The 19,675-nt window shown below is 65.8% G+C and carries 14 protein-coding genes and 1 pseudogene; 9 read left to right on the plus strand and 6 right to left on the minus strand.

Annotated elements, in window-relative coordinates; all coding sequences use genetic code 11:
* Positions 1 to 16 precede the first annotated feature (16 nt).
* Positions 17 to 1,888 (plus strand): Xaa-Pro dipeptidyl-peptidase, encoded by a 1,872-nt coding sequence (locus ACOOHF_RS06390; protein ID WP_420463854.1) that lies wholly within the window; start codon positions 17 to 19, stop codon positions 1,886 to 1,888.
* Positions 1,889 to 2,075: 187 nt separating this feature from the next.
* Here the strand turns inward: ACOOHF_RS06390 and ACOOHF_RS06395 are convergent, their stop codons facing one another.
* The gene (locus tag ACOOHF_RS06395; RefSeq protein ID WP_420463855.1) at positions 2,076 to 2,582 is read right to left on the minus strand and encodes an ATP-binding protein; all 507 of its coding nucleotides are present in this window, start codon (positions 2,580 to 2,582) and stop codon (positions 2,076 to 2,078) included.
* Positions 2,583 to 2,836: 254 nt separating this feature from the next.
* Here ACOOHF_RS06395 and ACOOHF_RS06400 point away from each other — a divergent pair, with 254 nt between their 5' ends.
* The 4 genes from ACOOHF_RS06400 to ACOOHF_RS06415 all read left to right on the plus strand — a co-directional run bounded on the left by ACOOHF_RS06400 (position 2,837) and on the right by ACOOHF_RS06415 (position 7,305).
* Entirely contained in the window at positions 2,837 to 4,039 is a 1,203-nt protein-coding gene (locus ACOOHF_RS06400) for a hypothetical protein (RefSeq protein WP_420463856.1), read from the plus strand.
* 165 nt (positions 4,040 to 4,204) lie between these two features.
* Positions 4,205 to 4,849, plus strand: a complete 645-nt coding sequence (locus tag ACOOHF_RS06405) for a DUF305 domain-containing protein (protein ID WP_420463857.1) — start codon at positions 4,205 to 4,207, stop codon at positions 4,847 to 4,849.
* Positions 4,850 to 4,882: 33 nt separating this feature from the next.
* A complete protein-coding gene (locus ACOOHF_RS06410; RefSeq protein WP_420463858.1) occupies positions 4,883 to 6,907 on the plus strand; it encodes an LVIVD repeat-containing protein in 2,025 nt (674 codons plus the stop codon).
* A gap of 35 nt (positions 6,908 to 6,942) precedes the next feature.
* Positions 6,943 to 7,305: a cupin domain-containing protein gene (locus ACOOHF_RS06415; RefSeq protein ID WP_420463859.1), complete on the plus strand. Its 363-nt coding sequence runs from the start codon at positions 6,943 to 6,945 to the stop codon at positions 7,303 to 7,305.
* A 172-nt stretch (positions 7,306 to 7,477) separates the two neighbouring features.
* Here ACOOHF_RS06415 and ACOOHF_RS06420 read toward each other — a convergent pair whose 3' ends face one another.
* Positions 7,478 to 8,050, minus strand: a complete 573-nt coding sequence (locus ACOOHF_RS06420; protein WP_420463860.1) for a hypothetical protein — start codon at positions 8,048 to 8,050, stop codon at positions 7,478 to 7,480.
* A gap of 249 nt (positions 8,051 to 8,299) precedes the next feature.
* On the opposite strand from ACOOHF_RS06420, the pseudogene ACOOHF_RS06425 reads away from it, so the two are divergent.
* Positions 8,300 to 8,383, plus strand: a pseudogene (locus tag ACOOHF_RS06425) (cupin); the annotation flags it as partial.
* Between the two features lie 167 nt (positions 8,384 to 8,550).
* On the opposite strand, the gene ACOOHF_RS06430 reads toward ACOOHF_RS06425, so the two are convergent.
* The 3 genes from ACOOHF_RS06430 to ACOOHF_RS06440 form a co-directional block, all read right to left on the minus strand.
* Positions 8,551 to 9,969: a transposase gene (locus ACOOHF_RS06430; protein WP_420462397.1), complete on the minus strand. Its 1,419-nt coding sequence runs from the start codon at positions 9,967 to 9,969 to the stop codon at positions 8,551 to 8,553.
* Between the two features lie 78 nt (positions 9,970 to 10,047).
* On the minus strand, positions 10,048 to 10,506 hold the full coding sequence (locus ACOOHF_RS06435) for a hypothetical protein (protein WP_420463861.1): 459 nt from the start codon (positions 10,504 to 10,506) through the stop codon (positions 10,048 to 10,050).
* Positions 10,506 to 11,402, minus strand: a complete 897-nt coding sequence (locus tag ACOOHF_RS06440; protein ID WP_420463862.1) for a DNA-methyltransferase — start codon at positions 11,400 to 11,402, stop codon at positions 10,506 to 10,508. Before ACOOHF_RS06440 ends, ACOOHF_RS06435 begins: the two co-directional genes overlap by 1 nt.
* A gap of 291 nt (positions 11,403 to 11,693) precedes the next feature.
* On the opposite strand from ACOOHF_RS06440, the gene ACOOHF_RS06445 reads away from it, so the two are divergent.
* Positions 11,694 to 12,956, plus strand: a complete 1,263-nt coding sequence (locus ACOOHF_RS06445) for a dicarboxylate/amino acid:cation symporter (RefSeq protein WP_420463863.1) — start codon at positions 11,694 to 11,696, stop codon at positions 12,954 to 12,956.
* A 24-nt stretch (positions 12,957 to 12,980) separates the two neighbouring features.
* Here the strand turns inward: ACOOHF_RS06445 and ACOOHF_RS06450 are convergent, their stop codons facing one another.
* Positions 12,981 to 16,325, minus strand: a complete 3,345-nt coding sequence (locus ACOOHF_RS06450) for a carboxypeptidase regulatory-like domain-containing protein (protein WP_420463864.1) — start codon at positions 16,323 to 16,325, stop codon at positions 12,981 to 12,983.
* A gap of 163 nt (positions 16,326 to 16,488) precedes the next feature.
* Between ACOOHF_RS06450 and ACOOHF_RS06455 the strand changes: the two genes are divergently transcribed.
* Together ACOOHF_RS06455 and ACOOHF_RS06460 are read left to right on the plus strand one after the other, a co-directional pair.
* A complete protein-coding gene (locus tag ACOOHF_RS06455; RefSeq protein ID WP_420463865.1) occupies positions 16,489 to 17,937 on the plus strand; it encodes an amidohydrolase family protein in 1,449 nt (482 codons plus the stop codon).
* Positions 17,938 to 17,988: 51 nt separating this feature from the next.
* Complete coding sequence (locus ACOOHF_RS06460) at positions 17,989 to 19,644, plus strand: amidohydrolase family protein (protein ID WP_420463866.1); 1,656 nt, start codon at positions 17,989 to 17,991, stop codon at positions 19,642 to 19,644.
* Positions 19,645 to 19,675 lie beyond the last annotated feature (31 nt).

Here is a 19,675-nt window from a genome sequence, read left to right on the forward strand (position 1 = left end):
CGGCAACCCAAGGGTCATGACGTCGTCGCGCTTCGCCGCGCCCGCAGCGGCTCTACTCGCGCTCTCCCCGCTTCCAGTGGCAGCCGCCGGTCAGACGGGACTCGTCATCGAGGACGGACAGGCGCAGATCGTCCCCGCCTTCGCCGACTCGTCCACCTGGATCCACCATGACCTGTGGGTGGAGACGGAGTTCGACTCCGACGGTGACGGTCGGCCGGACCGCGTGCACGTGGATGTGACGCGCCCGGCGCAGACCGATGACGAGGGGCTGCAGGTGCCGGTGATCTATGAGACCAGCCCCTACTACTCGGGCGTGGCCGGAGTCGATCTGGCGCACTTCTGGGACATTCGCCAGGAGGTGGGCGGCGAACCTCCGGCGCGCGATCCCTTCCCGCCCACGATTGCTCACGTCCCCAGCCAGCCGAGGATTTCCCGTTCCCATGTGGCGACCTGGGTGCCGAGGGGGTTCGCCGTGGTTCACTCACAGTCGCCCGGGACGGGCCAGTCGCAGGGGTGTCCGACGGTCGGCGGCGCGAACGAGTCGCTGGCGCCCAAGGCCGTGATCGACTGGCTCAACGGACGGGCGCGCGGCTTCACGAGCGTGGACGGGGACGAAGAGGTGCGAGCCGACTGGGCGACCGGACGGGTCGGAATGACGGGCACCTCCTACAACGGCACGCTCCCCTTGGCCGCCGCGACCACCGGCGTGGAGGGTCTCGAGGCGATCGTTCCCATCGCCCCCAACACGTCCTACTACCACTACTACCGCTCCAACGGGCTCGTGAGGTCGCCGGGCGGATATCCGGGCGAGGACATCGATGTCCTGTTCGACTTCATCTTCAGCGGCTTCCCGGAGGTGCGCGACTACTGCCTGACGAACGTGCGCGACGAGATGACCGCGAACCTGGACCGCACGACCGGAGACTACAGCGATTTCTGGGCGAGCCGGGACTACCTGAACCACATCGACGGCGTGCGCGCAGCCACCCTGATGAGTCACGGCTTCAACGACTGGAACGTCATGCCCGAGCACAGCTACCGCATCTCCATGGCGCTGCGGGAGCGGGGCGTGCCGCTGCAGATCTTCTACCACCAGGGGGGGCACGGCGGCCCGCCGCCGCCGGAAGTCGTGAACCGGTGGTTCACCCGCTACGTGGCCGGCGTCGAGAACGGCGTGGAAGACGACCCGGGGGCATGGATCGTCCGAGAGGGGGACGATCCCCAGCAGCCCACGTCCTATCCGAGCTATCCCCACCCTGAAGCCGAGGCCGTGGCGCTCCATCCGGCCGGCGACGGGCGCTGGACGGGTGTCCTCTCGCTCGAAGGTCCAGCCGATGACCGCGGCGCGGACCCGGCAAGCGGAACGATCTTCGACAACTTTTCGTTCACCGGCGGCCAGCTCGCCGCGGCCGAATGGTCGAACCACCGCCTGCTCTACGCGACCTCCGAACTGCAGGAGGACGTCCATGTTTCGGGCGTGGCCACCGTCCGCGTGCGGGTGTCGGCGGACGCGACGGCGGCGAATCTGTCCGTCTGGCTCGTGTCCCTGCCCTGGACCGAGAGCGACGACCTCAACGACAACGTCATCACCCGAGGTTGGGCCGACCCGGCCAACGCGGGCGCCGAGGAGATCGCCTCGCCTCGCAGCGGCACGCCGCTCGCGCCGGGGGACTTCGTTGAACTGGAGTTCGATCTGCAGCCCGACGATCAGGTCATCCCCGCCGGGGCCCGCATCGGCCTCATGATCTTCTCCAGCGACCGGGAGTTCACGCTCCACCCCGACCCCGGCACAACCCTGACCGTCGACCTGGGCGACACCCGCATCGAACTGCCCGTCGTAGGGGGGAGCGCGGCGCTTCGCCGCGCACTGAGCGTGCCTGCGTCCTGAGCGCCCGCCAGGCCGGCCCATCTACACCGCCTCCGGACATCTGACACGACGGATCCAGGGCTCGGGCGGCGGCTGGCCGGTGTCAGCGGACGAAATCGAGACATCGAAGGCCGCACGGCTTGCCCGCGTGCCCTCGGACGCATCGGACTGGTGGGTCCGATCCGTTGAAGAAGCCCCCTACTAAGCGTTAGCCATCATTCAGGATTTCCCAGTGTCCCTTCTTGGTCGCGCCCACATGGCGGATGCGACCGGCATTTCTGAGCTTGTCGAGGTGGTACTTGACACCGTCGGCGGTGATTCCGATGCGGGTCGCCAAGGCCCTGCGAGTTAGCCCGGGGTCCTCACGCAGCAGAGCGAGAATTCGTTCCTGGGTAGTTTCTTGGGTACTACCCGACAACGGCGCGCCGTCAGGTCCTGCCCCGCCCCGCTCGATTCTCGTCACGAAGCCGCCGTTGGCGTCGAACTCCGGCTCCGCCAATCCCGCGTCCACGCAGCGCCGGATCATGTCCACCGTACCGGTTCCCATTCGCTCGATGTACCGGAGCAGGTACATGGACTCCGCGAGCAGTGGGTTGCCGGGTAGCGACGGGTACGCCACGCGCAGCTTCTCCACCGTGAGCGGCGGCTGCAGCCGACCGGAATTCATGACCTCCAGCCGGTCCGCGAACCCCGCCGGGGCCCGGATTGGCCTCATGATCTTATCCAGCGACCGGGAGTTCACACTCCACCCCGACCCCGGCACGACCCTGAGCGTCGATCTGGGCGACACCCGCATCGAACTGCCCGTCGTGGGCGGGAGCGCGGCCCTGCGGCGCGCACTGAACGTGCCTGCGTCCGACTGGCGGCGGCCGGAGACAACCAACGGCCGGGATCACGCCTCTACAGGGTGGCACCGCCGTCTGCGGACACCGGTCGCCATCGCAGGGGACTCAACCGGGGACGGTCACGATGAACGGTTGCCGCGGCATTCTTTCCGTCGGATTCCTGTGCGCCCTCGTCGCGTGCGCCGATCCTCGCTCCGCGGCGGACCGGCCGGACGATGCGGGCCGGAGTGCCGTCCTGGTCTCCGACTCGGCGGGCGTCATGAACATCTCTCTCGGCAACGTGGAGGAACTCTCCGCCGCCGACCTGGCGGTGGACCTGGTGTTCTCCACGAAGGAGCGCGGCATCGAGCTGTTCTACGTCGGGGATGCGATCCTCCTCGGCGATGGCGGCGTGGCGCTGGCGAATACGGGCGCGAGCGACGTCCTGCTCTTCTCCGGCGACGGTTCGCTCGCAGCCAGGGTCGGCGGGCAGGGCGAGGGCCCGGGCGAGTTCAGCGAAATCACCACCCTGATTGGGACTCCCGAGGGGTTCGTGGCCTATGACGCGCGGTTGGCGCGCCTCACCGAGTTCTCCGGGAGCGGTGAGTTCCTCGACTCGTGGCCCCTCTCCGCGCAGAGCGCCATCGTCGATCTGAGGCCGCTCGCGATAGCCGCCGATGGGAGCATGCTGGCGATCCTGGGCGAGCAGCGATTCTTCATGCCCGAGGGAACCAAGCGCGATACCACGCCGCTGCTCGCGTTCGCGGATCCCGGGACCGAACCCGACACGCTCGCCATGCTCCCTGCGACGGAATGGAGCTATGGGGAGATTCCCGGCGGAGGCGTGACCCGCAGAGAGCCGGGGTTCGGGCGGGACATCGTCGCCGGCGGGTTCCGGGATCGAGCCATACTCGGCGATACGGACCTCTTCGAATTGTCCATCCATACCGCCGCGGGGGGGCTCACGCGTCGCATTGGCGGCTCGGCCGGTGGCTGGCCAGTCACGGCGGACGAGATCGAGACATTGAGGGCGGCACGACTCGCCCGGCGCGGTCCGGACGCACCTGACTGGTATGCGCAGATGGTCGAGAACGCCCCCTTCAGGGAGACGCACCCGGCCTTCCACTCCGCGGTACTGGGTCCGGAAGAGCTTGTCTGGATCGGGCTCGCGACGCGCCCGGCCGAGGAGACGAGAGACTGGCTCGTCATCGGACCCGACGGACAGCCGCGGGGACGGCTGAATCTCCCCGCCGACGCGAGTGTGCTGGCCGTCGCTGCCAACCGCTTCGTCGTGCTCCAGCGCGACGCCCTGGAGGAGGAGGAAGTCCGGCTCTACCGCTACCGGTAGCGCCGACGGCCGCACCCGCGCTCCACCCGGCCTCCCGCCGACGCCGGCGAGGGGCCGCTCCCCCCCTGAAACCGTCCGCAATTGAATTCGGTACGGTCCTCCCGGTATGCTGATCCGACATTACGGAGTCGCGACACCCCCGCAACGGAAGAAACCACACGAAGCATGAGGACCCAGCCCAGGCTTCTCATCCTCATCCTCGGACTGCTCGCGTCCGCCCAGGCGTGCGCGAGCACGGGCCGCGGCCCATCCGACGACGCCGTCAGACCGGACGCGGCGCGCGCCGCCGAACTGGAAGCTCTCTACCGAGCCCGCGCGGAAGCTGGCCTACAAGGCGCGCACGAGGCCGATATCCGCTTCATGACGCACATGATCCCGCATCATGCGCAGGCGCTGGTCATGGCCGGTTTCGCGCCGGCCAACGGGGCCAGCCCCTCGATCCAGACCCTGTGTGCCCGAATCATCAACGCGCAGACCGATGAGATCGCCATCATGAGCCGCTGGCTGTCCGACCGCGGACTTCCGGTGCCCCGGGAGCCCATGCACATGCCCGGGATGCTCACCCCGGAACAGCTCGCGGAACTCGAGTCTGCCCGCGGCGCCGACTTCGACCGGTTCTTCCTCGAATACATGATCCAGCACCACAACGGCGCCGTCACGATGGTGCGGGAGTTATTCGCCACGGACGGCGCCGCGCAGGATGACTTCGTCTTCAAGCTGGCCTCCGACATCCACGTCGATCAGGCCACGGAAATCGCCCGCATGGAATTGATGCTCGAGGCGCTTGCCGCGCCGGAGCCGGGCGGCTGATTCGTGCAGTTCACTCCAATCGAAGGACTCGACATGTCCGCTGTAACGAAGGAACGCAATTACACTCGATTCTCCGCGCGTCTCGCGAGGCTGCTAGCCGGCGCGATCGCGGTAGGAGGGTTTGCCGGCTGTGCGTACCAGTCGACGTCGACCGGGATGGCCACCGCTCCCGCCGGCCCGGTTGCCGCGCCCGCGGGGCTTCAGGTCAATCCGCCCACGCCCGATCCGAGAGTCGGCCTCGCGCCCGGCCTCTTCGATGCGGGTGAAGCGGCCTGGAATCTCAGGCTCGTGTCGGCCACCCCTCCGACGGAGCCGTTCGTCGGAAAGACGAACTCCGACCTCGCCTTCACCGGCCCATACGCGATTCAGGGCAACTACGACGGCATCCAGATCTGGGACATCTCCGATCCGGCCAATCCCGAGTCCGTGATCACGTATGTGTGTCCCGCCTCCCAGAGCGACGTCTCCGTGTACGAGCACCTGCTGTTCGTATCCGGAGAAGGCTTCGGCGGAAGGCTGGACTGCGGTGACGGGGGAATCCAGGAGGAGGTGAGCCACGACCGGCTGCGGGGGATCCGCATCTTCGACATCTCCGACATCACAGCCCCGGAGTACGTCGCCAACGTCCAGACGTGCCGCGGTTCCCACACACACACGGTGCTGGAGCACCCCGGGGATGACGAGAACGTCTACATCTACGTGTCGGGTTCCGCCCCGGTGCGGCCGGCCGACGAACTGGCCGGCTGCTCCGGAGCCCCGCCGGACGAGGACCCGAACTCGGCGCTCTTCCGCATCGAGGTCATCCGGGTACCGCTCGCGGATCCCGCGAGTGCAGCAGTCGTCAGTTCTCCCCGTATCTTCGAGGATCTGGTCGCGCCGCCCCGCCACGGACCGACCGCCGAGGAACGCGCGGAGATGGAGGAAGCCCGCGCGCAGGGCGCCTTCTTCGTCGAGGTCATGGGTCAGCAGATGGCGCTTCCGCCGCAGTTCGCCACCATGATGCTGGACTCAATGGTGACGCTGCGGGGAGGAGAAGGTCCGCCGATGGCCCAGGACACCGCGGCGCTGACCGAATTCGTGAACGAGATGATCGCCGAGCAGATGGGGGGCATCGATCCTAACGCGGGTCCGACGCAGTGCCACGACATCACCGTCTATCCGGCCATCGGTCTCGCCGGCGGGGCGTGCGAGGGGTACGGCCTGCTCATCGACATCAGCGATCCGGAGAATCCGCGACGGCTCGCCGCCGTGGCCGACTCCAACTTCTCCTACTGGCACTCCGCCACCTTCAACAACGATGGCAGCGCCATCCTGTTCACGGATGAATGGGGTGGCGGTGGCTCGCCGAAGTGCCGTGCCTCGGACCCGATGGAGTGGGGCGCCAACGCGATCTTCACCATCGAGGGCACCGAGATGGACTTCCAGAGCTACTTCAAGCTGCCCGCCCCGCAGACGCCCGAAGAGAACTGCGTGGCGCACAACGGATCGCTGATCCCGATTCCCGGTCGCGACATCATGATCCAGGGCTGGTATCAGGGCGGGATCTCGCTCATCGACTGGACCGATCCGACGAACCCGGTCGAGATCGCCTACTTCGACCGCGGTCCGGTGGACGGCAGCCAGATGACGATGGGCGGCAGCTGGTCCGTCTACTGGTACAACGGCGTCATCGTCAATTCCGAGATCGCGCGCGGCCTCGACATCTTCGAGTTGACCCCGAGCGAGGTGATGACGCAGAACGAGATCGACGCGGCCAACTCCGTCCAGCTCACGCATCTCAACTCCCAGGGCCAGCCCATCTTCGAGTGGCCCGCGACGTTCGCGCTGGCGGGGGCCTACCTGGACCAACTGGAGCGGCACGGGGGTCTCTCCAACGCCAGGATCGGCGCGATCCGGGACGAACTGGCCGGAGCCGAGGGGATGACAGGCTCCGCACGAGCCGGTGCGCTGCGGTCTCTGGCCGACGCGGTGGGCGGCGACGCGGGCGGGTCGGGCGACGCCGCGAAGGTCCGCATGCTGGCCGACGCGGTCCGGTCCCTCGCGGGCGCAGGGATGTAGGGAGAGCGGGGAGGAGGCCCGGCCCGGTCCGGGACATGCCCACGTTGATCGAAGCCCCGGCCGTCGTCGAGGCGGTCGGGAACAAGCCCAAGCGCATCGAGGAGTACGCCGGCCGCGTCCGGACGGCGCACGACCGCGTCAGCGTGGCGCGAATGGTGTCGCCGTCCGGCTGGGTCGAGCCGGGTCAGCGCCCCGAGTTCGAGGAGATCACCGTGGTGTTGCGGGGGGCCCTGCGCGTCGAGCACGAGGGCGGCGTCCTCAACGTAGAGGCCGGCCAGGCGGTCGTTACGCACCCCGGCGAATGGGTCCGTTACAGCACCCCGGGCGCGGAAGGGGCCGAGTACGTCGCCGTCTGCCTCCCCGCCTTTTCCCCCGACACCGTCCACCGGGACGCCTAGCAACCCCCCAAAAAAAGGACTTGTTTTGACGAGTAGAACACGCTGATACCTGCTTTTATGGCGGTCAGCTCGGCGGCGAATGCTCTCTACTTTTGGGGTGAGTGTAGTTTTCCTCGGCGTCTGCGCGATAGGTGCCTGCGTCGGACTCGGAAGAAGTCCTTGAGAGCGAAGGTCATGAAGTGGACGGTGCCTGCTCTCCGTTGTGTTTGTCATCCGACGATACCTGCTCTTCGTCGCTTGTCGCGTTAGGAACCAGAACGGCATCGAGCTTGCCTTCGGAAACAAAACTCAGGATGGTGTCAGGAAGCTGGCGGATGTTCAAGATGGCTCCTGCCAGATTCGCGACGACACGTGGCCCTCGTTCTGGAAGCACGAGAAGCACTCCCAGGAAGCACTCTATTCCGCCTTCGACCCACCACCACTTGTTGGAACTGAGAACTTGGAAAACGGCCATGCCGTGATCCATCAACCAGAACACCATAGTGATGATCTTGTATCCCGTCACCGCGATGAAGAGCGTACCTAATCCTAGTCGCAAGAACGCTTCCAGATAAGACTCGTGGGACAATTTCCAATTATGATTCGGGTTAGGAGCGTTCCAGCGATAAAGAACGATGATCGTTCCACAAGTGTATAAATATGGTCCCGACAAATCTACGTTACCGAACCAGAGAGGAACCATACCTGCGAAAGTGATAAGAGGAAACAGTGACCAGATCCGGCCGATGACAGCTTGGACGTTCATGGATTTTCTTGTTCTCCCCCGTGTGTGCAAGTACGACAATCACCTGACACCCGGCCTCGCCGAAGTCAGCGCCTCAGGCTGCGGTCTTCACCTCACTCTTGGTTGACCTCTTCCGATTCCTGGGCCTCCCGGATCACCGCCCTGAAAACCTGATAGGGCGTCCGTCCCTCCATACCGCGGCCGCGGTGGGGACAGTTCCGGTTGTAGGCCTCGAGATAGGCGCCCAGAGGGGCCTGCATCTCCTCCACCACGCCGGGCCCGGAGGGGGCGGAATATGTCGCGGTCTGCCTGCCGGCCTTCTCCCCCGACACCGTCCACCGCGACCCGGAGTAGCCCACTAGGCAACAGCCCAATCCGCGTGCGTCCAAAGGGGAGGCTCCGACAGCCCTCGCTACCACGTCTTTATGATCTCGTGAACTTGGTCGAGGCGGCCTCCGCATTCGGTAAGCCAGTTGGGAGGAGCCTCACGGTAGAAGGACAACCAAAAGGTGTCCGTTCCACTAGCAGGCCGTGGCAAAAGCGCGCTGCGGGCCACGGAATATGACCTCGGCAAAGTGTCGGCGGACTGTTGCGCCGACGCGGCCGGGGCGTCGTCGGAGTGATATCCGGGCCTCGACGGGTCCCGGGTGGCCGAAAACGCGCGATTTCGGCCGGAAAAGGGCCGAAAAAGCGACCCGGAGGCCTCCCGTTTGAAGCGTGGACGCACGTCTGCCCTGAAGACTCCTCGGCGTGCCGTAGCCGTACCGGTGCCGCATCAGGAGCCCGAGGTTGAACCCGGTCGCGTGCACCAGCATCCGCTTGCGGATGTTCTCGTGCCCGCGCAGGTGCGTCCGGCGCATGCCGCCGGTGGTGAGCATGTGGGCGAAGGCGCGCTCCAGCTTCTCGCCCCGCGCCCTCAGCAGGCGCTTGCCACGAGCGCCTCGGATCCGGCGCCGGTTGGCGTAGGTGGGCTTCTGCGCGGCCCGGTCCCGCTTCCAGCTCCGACGACCCCGGTTCGGCTCGCTCACGTAGCTCCGCACTCCGAGCCCCGCCAGGCGCTTCATCGTCGCGTTCGAGTGGTAGCCCTTGTCGCACACCAGCTCCCGAACCTCCGCCCCCACCCGCTCCAGCTGCCCGCGCGCCTCCCCCAGCGTCTTCGGCAGCGAGGCGCAGTCGCCACCCGTCGTCGGCTGCACCGTCAGCCCGCACACCGCCCCCGAGCTCATGTCCACCGCATGCTCCAGCTTATGGCCCATGCGCGTCCGCCCGTCCTTCATCTTCGTGATCCGCGCGTCCGGGTCGTGCGGGTGCTCCCAGTCCTCGTTGCTCCCCTTCCTCGGCCGCTTCCGGTCCAGCTTCGCCAGGTCCGCCCTCGTCGGCGTCTCGATCCCCGACGCCTCCGCCAGACCCTCCAGGAACAGCTGGTATCCCTCCCCCGTGTCCCGCCGCACGATCGACCGCATCGCCGCGTTCCCCTCCAGCGTCGTCGAGTCGATCCCCAGCGTCTTGCCGCTCAACAGCCCGCTCTCCTCCAGGAGCTCCAGCACCCGGGCGAACACTGCCTCGTGCGCCTCCGCCGACAGGCGCCGCCGCGTCCGCGACACCGTCGAGTGGTCCGGCGGGTTCTCGTCCAGCTCGTAGCCAAGGAACTCCCGCAGCGACAGAGACTCCGCGCACCGCCACGCGATCCCCCGCTCAGATCCGATCCCCTCCAGATACCCCACCACAAGCATCCGGAAGTACACCCCCGGCGCCACGCTCGGACGGCCCAGCCGCTCCGCGTAGTACGCCGCGCACGTCTCCTCGCACAACCCGTCGAAGCCCGCCTCCGCCAGCATCCCGTCCAGCGCCCGGTAGAACGGGTGCCCCGGAGCCCGGATCCCCGCCGCAGCCACGAACAGCGCCTTCTGCCGCCCGCCCCTCCGCCGCCCCATCGCCATCGCCCACCTCCGACTGACTGGCCACTCCTGTCCCGGCCACAATCTAACCATCAATGCCGGCGCGGAACATCCCGACTTTTACCACGGACTGCTAGCTCCCGCATGCTGTGGTGTTTTTCCGATGACGTGTTCGTGCAGGAGAGTCTTCGAAATAGCCCAGCATTGGGCATCGAACGGAGAGATGCCAAGACAAATTGCGTAGTCATAGTTCTGGTCACGCAGTTGCTGGAACTTGAAAACCCCAGATTTCCATAGCGTAGAAAACTTGATTTCCACTCGCTTGCCAGCGATGATCCGATCTGCTTCGGAGTCGCCGCTCGCAGTTACGTCGAATCCTTTCGCTGTACACCACTCCGCCACCAGTTGCTCACCGATCTTCCCCACCTGCCGTGAAGGTCGTGACTTGATCCACTGGAACGGGCTACCCGCCCACGGATCGCTCTCTTCTTGGTCTAGATAGTCCTTCTCGAGGTCACGAGCCATAGACATCAGTGACTGGACCTCTCCGTCCCTTGTGTTCTTCTGCGAACCGGTCATCAGTCGCGTTCCCCTCCGAACAACTGCTGCTGAGCGTCAGCGTTCTGGAAGCCAGAGGGGTCGAACCCCCCGTCCCAGTGCACCCCGGGCACTTGCTCGAATCGTTTTGCCATCACTTCTAGGGCTTCGGGGTTGTTGTCCACCAGGATGAAGTCTCGTCCCAACTCATGAGCGGCCGCTCCCGTCGTCCCACTCCCCGCAAAAAAATCTAGGACGATGTCGCCGGGCCGTGAGGAGGCCGTGACAATGCGCCGCAGGATCCCCAACGGTTTCTGGGTCGGGTAGCCCGTTCGCTCGGCGCCATTCGTAGGGACGATCGTGTGCCACCAGGTGTCGGTCGGCAACTTCCCACGTGCGGCCTTATCGGGTCCGACCAAGCCGGGTGCCATGTAGGGAATTCTCTCGATCTGGTCTATGTTGAAGATGTAGTTGGACAAATCCTTCACGTAGAATAGAATGTTGTCGTGCTTGGCGGGCCATCTGGTCTTGGGACGTGCCCCGTAGTCGTACGCCCATATGATCTCGTTCAGGAAGTTCTCGGGCCCAAAGAGACTATCGAGCAAGAGTCGACAATGATGTACCTCTCGGTAGTCCACGTGAAAGTATAGCGATCCGTGAGAAGCCAGGATCCGGTAAGCTTCGACGAGCCGAGGTTCCAGGAAACCCATGTAGTCGTCGAACTGGTCGCGGAAGCGCCGCGTACCGAGGACGGTAGTTCGGTAGCGGCGCCCTTGGAATCCCGTCCGATCGCCATTTGCGGCACGATGGGTCTGGATGCGCGTGCGGCGCTGGGTCTTGCCGGTGTTGAACGGCGGGTCGATGTAGATGAGATCGGCGTGGCCGTCGGGCAGATCCGACAGCACATGCAGGTTGTCTCCAAGGATGATACGTGGCATCGCCGCTCCTGAGCTGGGTAGCGTCTCGGAGGATTCAAGGCTGCTACGCCTTGGCCCCTGCCGGTGAAAGGTAGGGACGGGGCACTAGCCATCCAAGCCGGGTCCGAGAAAGAGGCGTAGCACCGCACAGGGCAGCCGGGCCGCCGCCGCCCCATTGCCGGTTCGGCGTTGGGACGCCACGATCAACCCCCGACAAAAGGAACACTCGACCGGCGGACGGACTGCTTCGAGGTCTGACCGCCTGAGACAAGTGGATGCGCCGCGCGCGACGGCGCCGTACCGGAGACGCCCATGGAATACGATCCCTCCCTCCCCTGGTACCGGCGACTTCACTGGCAGGTTCTGGCCGCCATGGGCCTGGGCGCTGCCACGGGCGCGATCTTCGGGGCCCCGGCGGCCGAAGCGCTCGGCTGGATCGGCGACCTGTTCATGAAGCTGCTCCGCATGATCATCGTGCCGCTCGTACTCACATCGATCGTGTCGGGGGTGGCGTCCGTCGGCGGGGGGAAGGCGATCGGGCGCCTGTTCAGCAAGACGATGGCGTACTACGTGGTGTCCAGCTTCCTGGCCGCCATGACCGGGCTCCTGATGGTGAACCTCATCCGGCCCGGGCGGAACGCGGACATGGGCGCGGCGGCGCAGACCGAGATACCCGAAATCAACACGCCGGACTCTCCCGTCGAACTCGTTCTCGACATCGTGCCCAACAACTTCATCGAGGCGGCGTCGGCCGGGGACATGCTGGCGATCATCTTCTTCTGCATCGTCTTCGGTGCCGCGATCACAACGCTGCCGGAGAAGCCCCGCACCATCGTCACCGACATCTTCAACGCCTTCTTCCAGGCGATGATGGCACTCACGTCGGGGATCATAAAGTTCCTCCCGATCGGGGTCTTCGCCCTCATCGTCGCCATGGTGGGAGAGACCGGATTCGATCGCTTCGCGTCGCTGGCGAAGTACTTCGTCACGATCGGGTCGGGTCTCACGATCCATCTCTTCATCACCCTGCCGCTTCTCCTGTTCGTGGTCGGCCGCATCAAGCCGCTGGTCCACTTCGCGAACATGCGCGAGCCACTCCTGACGGCGTTCTCGACGAGTTCGTCGGGCGCGACGCTCCCGGTCACGATCAAGACGCTGCGGGAGAAGGTCGGCGTCTCGAACAAGGTCTCCTCGTTCGTGCTCCCGATGGGAGCCACGGTGAACATGGACGGCACGGCGATCTTCGAGTGCGCCGGCGCCCTCTTCATCACGCAGGTGCTGGGTATCGACCTCAGCATCGGCCAACAGGCGATCGTCGTCCTGACCGCGCTCCTCGCTTCGATCGGCGCGGCGGCGGTGCCCTCGGCGGGCGTGGTCGTGATCTTCATCGTGCTCAACGCGATCGGCCTCGGAAGCAATCCGGAAGCGATCATGATCGTGGGCGCGATGCTCGCCATCGACCGACCGCTCGACATGTACCGGACCGCGGTCAACGTGTTCAGCGATTCGTGCGGCGCCGCGATCATCGCCCGCTCCGAGGGTGAGGAGGGGGTGGACACCGAGGTCCGCCACTGACGCGGAGGGACGAGCTCTTAGGCTCTAGAAGACGAACTCCGCCGCGAACGTAATCGTTCGGAAGTTCGGATAGCCGAAGGCGTCAACGCGATTGAGGCCCGGATCGAGGAGTGGTCCGGTCAAGCGGCCGACCTCGGGGTCGTATCCACGGTAGTCCGTCACCGTAAACAGGTTGCGGCCGATCAAGTTGAACGTGACCCGGTCGATGACGCCACCGAGCAGGCGCTCGACAACCGTACCGGCAAGCGTGTAGCTGAGCGAAAGTTCGCGGATCTTCAGCCAGCTTCCGCCCTCGACGAACCATGAGTTCGTACGGCCCACGGAATAGAGTGTGGACGCGTATCCCACCGGTTTGTTCAACTCCAGCGGCTTGCCGGTCTGGTCCACATCCTCACCCCGCAACTCTCGCAGCGCCCACTGCGCCGTCCTGTTGTAAATCGATTGACCGACCGAGGCGTCGAGCAGACCGTACACGCTCAATCCCTTGTAGCGGAAGTTGGCCGCGAAGGAGGCGTCGAAGTCCGGCGCAGTAGTCCCCAACGGCAGGATGTCCGTCAAGTTGCACTTGTCCGAATAGTCGGTCGGATTCCTGGACACACACACCGGCGAATAGTCGCGAACCTTGATGGGGAAACCCCAGCGATACTCCTGCTCGCCGTCGTCCGCGACCACGGTTCCCGACGTACCCCACAGCCTGTTGCGGAACCCATCGGTGAACTCGGCGCCCCCCGTCCAGACGAGGAGCCCGTCGTCGTTCACCCGGAAGTGAGAGGTACAAACGGGGCCGCTGACGCCGATTGGCGCGAGGTCGGCGCAGCTCGCGGCCCACGCTTCTCCCCATATTTCCCCGAGCGGACGACCCTCGGACACAAGGAACATCCTCTCCTGGGTGAAGTCAGGGATGTCCAGCCGAGAGACCGCATGCTGCGTTCGGTCCCAATCCAGGCGGAAGTGAAGGCCGATGTCCGGGTTGTCGATGGCCATGTACCGAAGCGATACCTCGTATGACTCGGTTTCGATCTCCCCTGCGTTCGCCCATTGGGTGCGGAAGGTCTTGAACGCCGGTTGCGGGGCAAGGAGGATCTGATCGTCCGTCGTCCTCCACGCATAGGTCAGGTCGACGCCGATATCATCGAAGAGCACCAGATTGAGGCCCGCTTCGCGCTCGATCGTGAGTTCGGGTCGCAGGGACCTGTTCCCGAGATTGAGCGGCGAGTTGGGCAGGCTTCGGTAGCCCCTAACCCCGAGCTGGTATGTTTCGTATTGGGCGGCGAAATTCGGCCGCCCGCCCGCCGTGCCCACCAAAAAGCGCAACTGGAGCTGGTCGATCGCGCGAATCTTCCAGAAGGCCTCCTCCGACACACGCCAGGCGACCGCGCCACGATAGTACGTGTGCCACCGCTCGTCCGGTCCGAACAGCGACGAGCCGTCCCGCCGAACCAGACCGTCAACGGTATACCGGCCCCTGTAGTCCACGCCTGCGACGCCGAGCAGCGCCCGTGCCCTGTTCCTGCGAAGCTCGTTGTGCGCGATGGTCTCCCCGAGGATCACGCCGAAGTTAGGTACGTCAGGCACGGAGAAACGGTAGCCCGACGCGCCGTTCGACTCGTAGCGCTGATCCTCGAACAGGTAGCGAGCGCTCGCGCCGACCATCAAGTCGCCGCGCATGAACGTCTCGCGCGTGCTCACACCCGCCGAAGCGTTGACGGCTTCATCGGTGAAGTTGAACTCGCGCAGGAAGCCGTGGGTGTAAGGACCAGGTGTGCCTCCAGCCACCGGCGGGCGCTCGTTCCAGGGCCGGATCGTGTAGTCACGAAGATCCGTACGGTCGAACGCTGCGTCGGCCTCGATCGTCAACCAGTCGAGGCCCGCCGGAGAATAGTCGAGAGCCAGCGACGCCATCGTCCGCGTCCGCTTGTCCCGGCTGTCGTTCACGGCAAGGAGATAGAGGGGGTTGTGCTGGATGGACTGCGGGTCTGCTCTAGCATCCGGGTAACCGTCCCAGGGGTCGATCGCGGTCAGATCCACCGCCGGCGACATGAACGTCAGTCGTGCGAAGGCGCCTGTCTCCGCCGCCCTGTCGTCCTGGTCCGCACGGGAGTAGAAGCCGCTGAGTGCGACATCCAGATCGCCGAACCGCTTGTCGACGTTGAGGCGCACGTTCTGGCGCTCATAGCCCTCATCGTGTGGGAGTCCGACCTCGAGGGCCGGGAGTCGCCGAGAGACCCGATCCGCGTTGAGATCGGCAAGGTTCTCAATGCACTCCGAGCAGCTCACGATGCCGCTCTCTCGAAAATGATCCACGCTCACCCGGAAGTTCGACGAGGTCGTTCGCTCCGATAGGGCGGCGTAGAGGTCCAGGGTCTCGCCGGGGTCGAAGAACGCGGCCATCTGGTCGTTCAGCGCGTGTGGAAACGGCTGATTGGCAAACGCTGTCGCCGTCGTCGCGGGCTGACCGGGGTCTATCTGGTTGTATAGCTGAGCGAACCCGAAGCCAGGACGGAGCAGATCGCGGAAGTCTACCTCCTGGCCCTCACTGTCGATGAACTTCGTCCCCGCCTGGTTCATCAGGTACGGGTGCGAACGCACGAGGCCCACGTCACCCACCAGGTCGCCGAACCCGTACTCGCCGCGAACCATAAGCCGTGAGGAATTCGGAGGGAGATCCGCCCCGCGCTTCATCGCGACCAGAATCACTCCGTTCTGTCCGCGCGATCCGTACAACGCCGCTGCGGCCGCCCCCTTCAAGATCTCCACGTAATGGACATCCAGCGTCCCGATATCGGCCAGCGTGGCGTTGTCGGACTGAATCACGCCATCGATCACGACGAGGGGTGCCATCGATCGACCCTCGGTATTGATCGATCCAGGCCCACGCAGCGCAATCGACGCCGCCTCGCCGGGCTGGCCGTTGCCGGAAATCACCGACAGACCCGCCACCTTGCCGGCAAGCAACGAGGAGACATCGGTTGCCGAGACCGGAAGGTTCTGCATCGAGAGCCGTTCCGCCGCGAACGGCGACTGGGACGGATCGAGACTGAAGTCGACGGTGACGGGCCGCCCGGCGATCACGGACACCGGACGCGAGAGTTCCCGATACCCGGCCAACCGCACCGACACGGTGGTCGCCCCCTCTTCGAGGCCCTCGAGCCGGTATCCGCCCTCGGTCCCGGTCTGCGTCTCTACAGACGTACCGTCAACGAACACTCGCGCCCCGACCACCGGACGGAGCGACTCGGCGTCGGTCACGGTCCCCCTGATCACGCCCTGCCCGGCCAGGGGGGTGACACCCACAAACAGCCAGATACTCGCCGTCGTGACGGCTCGAATGTTCGCGCCTCTCCAACGCCTTGGCCGACTGGAGACCATCGGAGTCCTCCCGGTGTCCCTGCATCAGTGGTCCATACCAACAACGGTCGAACACGGGGGGTCTGCGACAACCGACACTCGTGAAGATGGCCCCGGCGCCTCGCCTTGCGCCGTCGCGATCCGGGATCGAACGTGGCCATGTGTAATGATGGAGGTGTGCCGAATGCCTGATCGCAGGGAGTTTCTGAGTCTGGCCGGAGTCGGTGGAGGAAGTGCGCTCCTCGGCGCGTGCGCCGGAGGCGCCCCGTTCGCCGGGACCTTGGCAGGCGGCGAGGGCCTGAACCCGACCGCCCGCGCGCTTCTCGACGAGCTGCGGGAGATTCCGGTCGACGACACGCACTGCCACCCGCTGACGTTCGACGACGCGCAGACGGACCCGGATGAGTTCATCGAGCGGCTGGCGCTCTCCGCTTTCCCCATGGACCGCTATTTTCCGGCTGGCGTCTACCAGCGCTGGCGGGCGGGCGACCCGACGGAGAGAAGCGCGCTCGACGCCGAGTTCGACATCGCCGCCACGCGGGCCCGCGTGATCGAACAGGCGGGCGAGACCGTCTTCCTCCGCTATCTCGTGAAGGAACTCGCCGCCTTCCTGGACTGCGAGGCGACCTTCGAGTCCGTGATCGAGGCCCGGAACGAGAGGGGCCGCGACTACGCGAGCTATCTCCGCGCCATGTTCGCCGACGCGAACATCGAAAACGCCATGCTCGACATGGGCTACCGCGAGGGGATGGACCGGGACGGCGTGGACCGATTCAAGGCCTCCATCTCACCGACCCGCGGTCGCCACATCCTGCGCGTGGACACGATCCTGGGCGGGCTCATGCGCGACGACCTCGGCCTCGACGAGATCGAGACCGGAATGATGGCGGAGATCGAGGCCGGCCTCGACGGCGACGGCAACCTCGGCGCCCCCTCGTACGGGATGAAGTCGTACCTGCTCCCCCGGCTGGGGCTGCTCAAGCCGCTCTTCGACCGGGCCGCCGCCCGCCGCTCTTGGGACCAGTTCCGGGCGCGACGCGCGCGCGGCGAGGTGCCGGCCGGCGACGCCGTCGACCGCGACGACTACTGGCAGATGCAGAGCGAGGCGCTGCGGTATCTCCACTCGCTCGCGCTGGAGGCCTGCTTGGAGCGCGACATGCCGATGCAGTTCCACGCGGGCGACGGCGAGGCGCCTCGCGGGATCATGCGGAACCAGGACCCGTTCCTCATGGAGGAGATGGTCCGCTTCGAGAGGAACGGCGTGATGCGGATGCCGCAGGTCATCCTCATCCACGCCGGCTACCCGCTGATCGGCCGGGCGGCGTGGCTGACGCACCTGTACGCGAATTGCCACTTCGAGTTGTCGCTCGCCGCGCCGCTCATCCACCACGGCATGCTGCGCATGTTCCTCGAGGTGATGGAGGTCGTCCCCCTCTCCAAGATTCTGTTCGGGAGCGACGCGTATCATCTGCCGGAGTTCTACTGGCTCGCCGCGAAGTGGGGGCGCCGGTTCCTGGCGCAGGCGCTCGGCATTTACGTTGACGCCGGCATCCTGGACCGGGACGAGGCCGTGGGGGCGGCACGCATGATCCTCAACGAGAACAACCGTCGCCTGTACCATCTCGATGACTAACCGCACCTCGACGCCTTCAAGGACCATCGAGGCAAGCCAAGCGGAGGACTCATGAAGACGACCCACCATGCGACCCGAAGCGCCGGCGCCGCGCTTTCGGCGCTGATCCTTCTGGCTACAGCGGCCAGCGCCATGCAGCCGACCCAGATGGTCGGGGGTCCGGACCGGGGCCCGGACGAAGGGGAGGGGCCGTACGACCGGCTCATCATCCGCGGCGCCACCGTGATCGACGGGACCGGCGCTCCCCCCATCGGGCCGATGGACATCATCATCGAGGGCAACCGCATCGTCGATGTGGTCGGCGTCGGCGTCCCCCACCGGCCGATCGACGAGGAGCGCCGCCCCGGGCTCACCATCGACGGCAACCCGGACGCGATCGTACACGAGATCGATGCCACCGGCATGTACGTCCTGCCGGGCTTCGTGGACCTCCACCTCCACACCGGCGGCGTCCCCAAGGCGCCCGAAGCCGAGTACACGTACAAGCTGTGGATGTCGCACGGGATCACGACCGGGCGCGGCGTCGGCTTCGGCCCGTACGACTGGACGATCGCGGAGAAGGGGCGCAGCGCGGCGAACGAGATCGTGGCCCCCCGCATGTGGGCCTATCCCTTCACCGGCTCGGGTGGCGAGGGGTGGGACCTCCGTGTCGACACGCCGGAGAACGCGCGCGCCTGGGTGCGCTACGTGAAGGAAACGGGCGGTGATGGACTCAAGCTCGGGGCGCACCGGCCCGAGATCATGGAGGCCCTGCTCGACGAGGCCGCCCAACTCGGCATGGGGAGCACGGCCCACCTGAACCAGATGGGCGTCGCGCAGATGAACGCGATCGACGCCGCGCGCCTCGGCCTCGGCACCGTCACGCACTTCTACGGACTGTTCGAGTCGCTGTACAAGGACCACGACGTCCAGCCGTGGCCCCCGGAGATGAACTACAACGACGAGCAGCACCGCTTCGGACAGGTGCCAATGCAATGGAATCTGATCCACGAGCGCGGAAGCCCCGAGTGGAACGCGTTCCTCCAGGAACTCCTCTCGTACGACGTCACCCTCGACCCCACGATGACCGCATATCAGGCGAGCTGGGACGTGGACGACCAGATGTACGCGCCGTGGCACGAGAACTACACGCTCCCGACGCTGTGGGAGTTCTACGAGGCGAACCGGGAGGACCACGGCTCCTACTACTTCGACTGGACGACGTGGGAAGAGGTCGCCTGGCGCGACTTCCTCGAGGTGTGGCACGACCTCCTCAACGACTACAAGAACATGGGCGGCCGCGTCACGGCGAGTTCGGACGCCGGCTACATCTACAACCTCATGGGCTTCTCGACGATCCAGGAGATGGAACTTCTGCAGCACGCCGGGTTCCATCCGCTGGAGGTGATCCGCGCCGCGACCATGCACGCGGCCGAGACGCTGTTCAAGCCGACGGGACGCCCGATCGAATTCGGCGTCGTGCGCGCCGGTCTGCTGGCCGACCTCGTGATCGTGGACGAGAACCCGATCCGGAACCTGAAGGTCCTGTACGGGACGGGCGCCCGCCGCCTCAACGACGAGACGGGAGAGGTGGAGACCGTGGGCGGCATCCTCTACACGATCAAGGACGGCATCGTCTACGACGCGAAACAACTGCTGGCCGACGTGGCCGAGATGGTCGAAGAGCAGAAGCGTGCGCGCACCACCGCGACCGACAACGGAAGCTAGTTTGGCGAACCCGCAGTTCGACGTCACGCCG

It is taken from the genome of Candidatus Palauibacter sp., from assembly GCF_965216145.1.
Lineage (GTDB): Bacteria > Gemmatimonadota > Gemmatimonadetes > Palauibacterales > Palauibacteraceae > Palauibacter.